Annotated in this window: 6 protein-coding genes and 1 pseudogene; 1 reads left to right on the plus strand and 6 read right to left on the minus strand. The window is 58.4% G+C overall.

All coding sequences use genetic code 11. The features are described 5' to 3' along the window. Positions 1 to 307: 307 nt before the first annotated feature. The gene (locus AB4Z51_RS43495) at positions 308 to 1480 is read right to left on the minus strand and encodes a L,D-transpeptidase (protein WP_135217228.1); all 1173 of its coding nucleotides are present in this window, start codon (positions 1478 to 1480) and stop codon (positions 308 to 310) included. Between the two features lie 465 nt (positions 1481 to 1945). Here AB4Z51_RS43495 and AB4Z51_RS43500 point away from each other — a divergent pair, with 465 nt between their 5' ends. Beyond that, positions 1946 to 3187 (plus strand): transglycosylase, encoded by a 1242-nt coding sequence (locus AB4Z51_RS43500; RefSeq protein ID WP_245328642.1) that lies wholly within the window; start codon positions 1946 to 1948, stop codon positions 3185 to 3187. Between the two features lie 187 nt (positions 3188 to 3374). Here AB4Z51_RS43500 and AB4Z51_RS43505 read toward each other — a convergent pair. The 5 genes and pseudogenes from AB4Z51_RS43505 to AB4Z51_RS43525 all read right to left on the minus strand — a co-directional run. Continuing rightward, positions 3375 to 3715, minus strand: a pseudogene (locus AB4Z51_RS43505) (phosphate acetyltransferase); the annotation flags it as partial. Between the two features lie 472 nt (positions 3716 to 4187). Continuing rightward, positions 4188 to 4646, minus strand: a complete 459-nt coding sequence (locus tag AB4Z51_RS43510; RefSeq protein ID WP_135217227.1) for a hypothetical protein — start codon at positions 4644 to 4646, stop codon at positions 4188 to 4190. A 386-nt stretch (positions 4647 to 5032) separates the two neighbouring features. Next, positions 5033 to 5296 carry a hypothetical protein gene (locus AB4Z51_RS43515; protein ID WP_135217226.1) on the minus strand — a complete coding sequence of 88 codons (264 nt, stop codon included), beginning with the start codon at positions 5294 to 5296 and terminating at the stop codon, positions 5033 to 5035. 229 nt (positions 5297 to 5525) lie between these two features. Beyond that, a complete protein-coding gene (locus AB4Z51_RS43520; RefSeq protein WP_085398422.1) occupies positions 5526 to 5726 on the minus strand; it encodes an STAS/SEC14 domain-containing protein in 201 nt (66 codons plus the stop codon). A gap of 321 nt (positions 5727 to 6047) precedes the next feature. Further along, positions 6048 to 6812 carry an outer membrane protein gene (locus tag AB4Z51_RS43525; RefSeq protein WP_038953383.1) on the minus strand — a complete coding sequence of 255 codons (765 nt, stop codon included), beginning with the start codon at positions 6810 to 6812 and terminating at the stop codon, positions 6048 to 6050. Positions 6813 to 7264 lie beyond the last annotated feature (452 nt).

Consider the following 7264-nt stretch of genomic DNA (forward strand, 5'->3'; position numbering starts at 1 on the left):
ATTAGACTTGGCTTTTCCTTCGAAGATTACTTGACCAGTCTCGTTGACAACGCACACAGCGGTTTCTCTCTGTGAGACGTCCAGCCCGACGTACTGCTTCATGGGAGCTCCTTCGAATCATTTGATTGCGAGGGCTCAACGATAACGGACCTTGTCTGCCACGAGCGCCGACCGCAATTACGTCATCGTCTGTAAATATTGCAGGCCGAATGACAGCGGAGGTCAAGAATCTTGCACCAGATTTGCGGTCGAACAATTCCAGCGGGTTGCGCAGCGGCATCGTATGTCGGTGGGTTGCGCCGCCGCATCAATGCGTTACAACGATGAAATCCGTGTCTTTTCCCGTCTCGTGGCTAAATCCGTCGTCGGAAATAATCAATGAAGAGGCCGGCGTCAGAAGTTTAGAGATCCTCTCAACGGTATCCCGCGGTATTTCGATGCGGTTGAGGACAGCGTTGGCTTTATCGGGAGACGGTACCGATAGGGCGGTTTGCTTCACGGGCGCTTCGCGTTCTTTTGTGGCATCCTCGATGCGAGGAAATTCGTCCGGAATCGACACGACGGTCCAGCGAATAGCCGCTCCCTCGCTCTGGAATTCCATTGCAGTAAACACGTGCGTTCCAAGGGGCTCCTCCGGATTTTCGATCTTGACCGCAACATCAAACAACGGCGAGAAGCCCTGACGCACGAAGAGCTTGCTCAACTTACGACTCACGAAGACGGAGATCGGGGCCATCTTTCTGGGTGTGCCTTCAGCGGCAGCCGAGTTTGGAACCTGGAGACTAGTGGCTTCTGGAGTCTCGGTCTTGGACACCGGTGATCCATGCGTTGCCGCGGCTGTGCTAACGCTCTTACCCACGACTGTGGCAGCCTGAAATTCCGGCGAACCGGACACTGCTTTCGGCTTAAAGAGGTGCGGACTGGTTATCTCGACCGGCTGGACATCGTGGTGCGCAATGATCACGCGCGTGCCGCGCTTCGTGAGATGCCAGAGTCGAATGGCAAAGTCATTTTTCAAACGGATGCAGCCGTGTGACGCCGGATGCCCAGGCACGACACCGGCATGCAACGCAATCCCTGACCAGGTGATGCGCTGCATGTAGGGCATGGGGGCAGAGCTATAAATATTTGAGCGGTGCCATCGTTGTTTGCTGATCACGCTGAATACGCCCAGGGGTGTAGGATGCCCCTGAGTTCCCGTGGACACCGTCGAGCGTGCGATCAGTGCCCCGTTGTCAAAAAGCGAGACCCGTTGGTCAGCGATCGAGATGATGATCTGGAGCGGGCCCTTCGGAGGGGCCTCAGGCCGAGCGTTCTTCGCAGATCCAGAGTTTGTCTGCCGGTGATAGTGCTTGTGTTTGAACGGAGCGTAGTGGCCTGGCCAGAACCTGTCCTGCGGCCAAAACGGAAACTGAGCGTGTGCGATCCCTGTAGAGAGCATGAAAGCGGCGAAAGCTATTATTGGAGTCTGCCTCCTCATTCAGTGCCTCATGCAGTGAAGTTGCATGCGAGGTCCAACGCAAGAAGCGTGGCGTTACCGACCATAGCCTCGTCTTCAAATCTGGTCGCAGTGGGTCGAAAATTGGACCAATTCCAATGACGAGGCCAATCTGCCGGAAGAAGACAATCGGCAATAGCCGTCGCGCTGATCGCCGGGCCGATCAATGTACGGTGTGAGGGCCGTTGCGACGGACGCTTTGATCTTGGGCAATGGGTTCGGTTCGCTCAGATGATCCCATAAATCGTCAACGACAGACCGCTCGAAGGGACGGCATCCCCGACTACGGCCACTCAAGCGCACCTGTTGGTCCGACATTCACCATGACCGGCTCGCCGCGAACTAGCCGCATGCGTCGCATGGGTCCGAAACTTCCCAACACGCTTACGTCGCAGAACAATTGCTTGCCGCCGGCGCGTTGCATGCGGGCAACACTTCGTGGAAAAGATGATGAACCGCGGTTTGCGCCATTGCGCGGCCATGTCTCGACCCGAAAATTCACCCGTCGCGTGCTTGGCTGTGCAGCATTGCTCGGGTGGGGCCTTTGGAAGCGACGGGATGATGAACCCGCGGCGATTTACGGCAGTGGTGCCGACGTTTTGCGGAACGGTCGTTCTCGCGGGGGGGATCGTTGGCTGGCTGGCTGGCTTCGGTTCGGCCGGCACCGAGAACATCGGCGCAGTGCCAATCGAGGATCGCGCAGCATCGCTCGCCGCCAACGCCAGGCTCGCGGATGAACCGCAGGCAATCGCAATGGACAACGCCGTTGTCGCTAACACCGTTGTCGCGAACGCTGCTGTGGCTGGCGCCGAAGTGGCGACGGCCGCCGAACCCGCGGCGGGGACGGCCACCGACACGACGGCGGCTTCGGATAAGCCGGAATCGATCGTCGTGGCTGCGTTGCCCGATCCGTCGCAGATGCTGTCGGCCGATTTACCGCCCGTGCAGGAATCGGTGGACTTGGGCCACCATGATGTCGCCCAACCGGGGCCGACAACGCGCAATGCCTCCAACTCGGCGCCGGTGACGCAGGATTTTCGCTATCTCATCTATTACGTCTGGTCCGAACTGCCTCCTGCCGAGAAACCGGCGGAGATCGTCTTAAAGTCACTCAAGGACATCCCGGTCGGAACGCCGGTCGAGGAGATCAAGCGCGCTTCCGACGCTTTCGGTCTGGACTTCCATTTCATGAAAGCGGTTGCCAAGATCGAGTCCGGTTTCGACCCCAAGCAGCGCACGGGGTCGTATATCGGCCTGTTTCAACTGAGCAAGTACGAGTTCAACAAATTCGGCTCCGGGCAGATTCTTGATCCCCGCGACAATGCCATTGCGGCAGCCTACAAGGTCATTACCGAAGGCATTCTGTTCGAGTGGGTGACGCAGAAGAAGCCGACCTTGAGTGATCTTTACTTGATCCATCAACAAGGCTGGGAAGGCGCCGCCGAGCACATCAGCCAACCCGATCGCATCGCTTGGAAATCCATGTGTGCCACCAGCGAAGGGAGGGAGAAACGCGAAAAATGGTGCAAACGCGCGATCTGGCGGAATACCCTTCCGGCCGTCAAAGCCGAGTGGAAATCGGTGGATAAGCTGACATCGGGGGCGTTCGTCGGAATGTGGCGCGAGCGGGTTGCGCATTTCCAATCGAAATACATGGCTACCGCCGACGCCGAACGGGCGAACCAGTAGATTTCCGTTGAGTGGTTGGTAGGAGTTGCCGCACGCGCGGGCCGAGCGGGGGCCTCACCGCCGCCGCGAGACGTGGTGTCGCTCAGTGGTCGCGCAGGACGCGCTTTACGTTTTCAACGACTCGCTCGGACCATTCCTACTGCGCGCTAACGAGGTGATCGATCAGATGCCGATGTCTGGTTGTGGCCCGGTCCATGCGTAGACCGCCGGCCTTGGCCGTGATGCTACACATCAGCTCGTCGGTGTGCAGACTGCCTTTCATCAGCATCTCGCCGTGGGCAGCGTGGATCAGTTCGACGGCCTTAGCGGCGGCCGCCTCGCTGTGCGGCGCATCGACGATTTCGATTCTCGCGATGTCGAGCCCGTGAGTGTCGGCCGTGTCTCTGATCTTTCCCTCCGGACCCACCAGGATCGGTCGGATGATGCCCGCGCTGGCGCTGTCGAGGACGCCGCAGCGCAGGGAGGTCTCGTCGCAGGGGTGCACCACGACGGTCTGAACGGGATCGATCGAGCGGGCGCTGCGATCAGAGTATCGTACTTGCTCGGAGTGCTCGTGTGGGCGTTTGCGGTAGCCTGGTCGACGGACTCATCGCTGGCGTTTCATTCACGCCTTTCAGGGCTACTGGGCGGTTTTTGACCTCAAGGGCCTAGTTGAATCCGCAGTGGGCCGGATAGGCTTGAACCATTACCACCTTATACCGTGAGATTTACGGACAACTCTCACGACGACCCAGGCAAAAACGTACCTGAGCCTAAGCCATGCGCAGAGGAGGCCCGGCGGTTCGCGCAGCAATATGCCGACGTTGGGAAGTTACGAGGTCGCTCGAATTGAGGAAGTCTCTGCCCCGCAGACCCTCGCCTGAATCCTTGTCCTCCTCATTGCATGATCGAATGAAGTTCGCTGCCGGCGGCACAATACCCATTCAGGGTGCACAGTGGTTCGTCGCCAATATGTTAACGCCTCGCGCGGAACGGCTGGGTTAGACCAGCATCTGATCAACTACGAGCGCAGGAAAACCGCAGCGTCTAGATAGCAAGGAGGAAATATCGCCTTAAGCCTCGCGCCGCGCAGGAAGATTGTGTGACGAGACAAACCACCACGCGTTGCGATCCAATTCCGAACCGGAGCCGGGTACATTGAATACATTATTCGTGTGGCTTCTGGATTTGTAATTTGGCGTCCGCCAGCCCCCAGGTCCCAGGCTGCGTGGAAGGCAAGATTTGCCCTTTCAGTTACGCAGATTCTTTCCGAAGGGATCTTAGCTAGGACGATCGTACAGGCCGAGGCGCAGAGGCCATCGATGATCACAGTCTGGCCCGTGTTCTTCAAGTTTTCGTACCGATCGAAGTAACGTTGGATCAACCCACCCCGATCGTTGGTAATCCTCACCACGGCATCGCTTGGGCCCGCGTATCCCAGTGAAAATGCTGTAGCGAGCAATGCCGTCAGGAATTTCATGTTTGTGCCTCTCAACATTGCATTTACCCCGGTACTACGTTCGAATGTGTTGCGGCAGGAACGACGTCACTGGGCGTTCGGGTAGCGGGTAGCAGGACTCGGCAGCCTGCCTCCGGAATGAACCCTTCGTAGGTTTGGAGCGGCAATCTGAGGCGATCGTGGGACACCCGCAGTTATCGGACGGCTATGCGCTTACATTTCTTGCGACCGCCGAATGGTTTCTGACAGTTTGCCGTACCCGGCGGCCGCGTCTGACTTCCAAGCTGAATACGAGGGTTCGATTCCCTTCCCCCGTCCAAACTTGTCGAAGAACTAGCCTGCGAACGATTGTTGCTTTCGACAAGGACTTCCCGTCTGGCGCGCGGCGCGGTCGTGGTTCACTGCCTCTACTTCGGTACGCATTCGACGTTGAAGGCAATGATGATCTGCGCTGGGTCAGCCTGACCCAGGCTCTTCAAGTCTTCCAAACCGCTTCTCATCCTGGCTCCCGCCTCCTTCAAGCGCTCCTCCAGTTTGGACTTCGCTGCCAGGCAGCGCTCTTCACTGGAAAATTCCTGGAATACCACGGTCGGAAGGACCCTCCATTCCGCTCTGTCATTTGTGGCGGCCGGACTAACTGAATACGAGAAGACGTACATCAGGACCCACATCGGAAGGCTCCATCTGTGACGCGACGGCAGTGAAAGCCTGCGCCCTCAAGGCCATCGTCGATAAGAGGGGCACGTCTCGCCTGCGTCGGTGCTTGCCACAGGCCGTGTTAGTGCAGCGCTGCTTAACAAAGGGAGGTTGATCTGGATCAAACAGAAGCCCGATACTTCCATCCTATGAGCCGGGGCTTGTCCTGGCGGGCGCACTATGGGCGGATCACGCCGATATGGATCATTGCGCTTCCAGCCACGCCAGCGTCTCCGCTTTTTGATCGGACGAAAATCGACGAACTTGCGCCGAGACAAAGTGCTTCGCCATCCGCGGTATGGCCTTGAAGAGCTCGCTGTCAGTCACGACGACCACGCGCTTCACCTGTCGATGATAGCCTCCGACGAGCTTGAGCTGTCCCAGCCCGGAAAGGCCTTTGCGAATATCATTAGGCCGGCCAGCTCTCCATTCGCCGCGACAAAGGGATCGATTTCCTGGGCGAGCCGCTCAAAGTTAGCTTTCTCGCGAGCGCCCCTACCGGCGAGAGAGTGAGGATGCGTCGGTCTCGCAGCAACTCCGGCCTGAGAAGTTCGAGGCCGCTCAACTATCGTCGGCTTATTGGGCTGACCGAAAGCAGCCGCAACATCTGTAAACCGGCGCTCTCACCCACCTCAGACATTGCAAAGATGCAGCAACCGCTAGCCATACATAGCCCGCAAAAAAGCCCCGGCGAGCCGGGGCTTTGGTTTGCGCAGACTGGAGCGATCAGTATCTCGCCGCGACAGGAGCTTTTCCATACCCGCCGAAGCGATAGTTGAAGCGCACAGTGACCATATCCACGTCTTGGCTGATCCGGTCGTTGAGTACGGCCGCAAGCCGCGGATCGGCCACGGAGAAGGAGTTGTTCGCATGTCCCATCCACAGATGATCGTATTCAACACCGACCGACCAGTTTTGTGCGAAGCCATACTCCCAGCCGACACCCAGCGCGCCGCCCCAGCGCGTGTTATCTGCCGAGACCAGACCGATCCCGGTGGTGTTGTCGAATATTGTCAGGCGATTGCTGGTTACGGCCGCGCCGCCCTTCACGTAGAGCAGTGACGCGTTCCACGCCCAACCGAGTTGGCCCGTGAAGAGACCGATGGCGTCGGTCTTAACTGTGGTTGAAAGCGTCGGGTTGAACAGGCTGACGCGTGTGTTGCTGAGGTCGGCCCAATCGCCCTGCGCTTCCAATCCGAACACAAATTGATTGGATTGCCAGCGATACCCGACCTGCCCGCCGACAACGCCACCCGACCGATCCCGGCAACCGCTTGCAACTGTGCCTGCGAGCGTGACGAAATCCACGCAATTGTGGCTTTGGCCCCATCCGCCGTTGGCGCCGATGTAGAAACCGGTCCAGTCATAGATCGGAGCGACCACCGGCGGCGGCGCCTTGGTGTAGGGGCGTGCCGCCATATCAGCCGCCGACGCGGGGGCCGCCATGCTCACTGCCAGCAAGGCCACGCCACTTAACAAAATCTTCCTCATTATTCTCGCTCCATCCACGTTTCACCCGAACGATGCCGGTTCTTTTTTGGATGTCCGGCGTTCCAGCTCGAACCTAGCTGAGCCGACTAGCATTCGATGTGCCTAAGCGGCAACAGTCGGGAAAATTTGGAAATGTGCGCGCGCTCTAGTTGAGTAAGCGCTATTGACCAATCAACGAAGGAATTTGCGTCTTAGAATTTGCGGCAGCGGCGGTTTGTTGGCCCCTTAGCCGAAGGTCGATTGAGCGCGTGTCATGTCGGCTGTCAGGGGCAAACCGGACGCCGATCCAACTTGGCGTCCACCGCTGCTTTTGACCCTGGCTGTGTGAAAAGCCACGAGTCGGTTACGATTCCTCCGTTTCCTGATGGGGGATGTGGATGGGACGCTTCGTTGAAGGCGCGGACAGATCCCAGCTGACGCTCTTGCCGGAATGTCTGGAGGATTGGGTAGAC

Source organism: Bradyrhizobium sp. 2TAF36 (assembly GCF_052114925.1).
Taxonomy (GTDB): domain Bacteria; phylum Pseudomonadota; class Alphaproteobacteria; order Rhizobiales; family Xanthobacteraceae; genus Bradyrhizobium; species Bradyrhizobium barranii.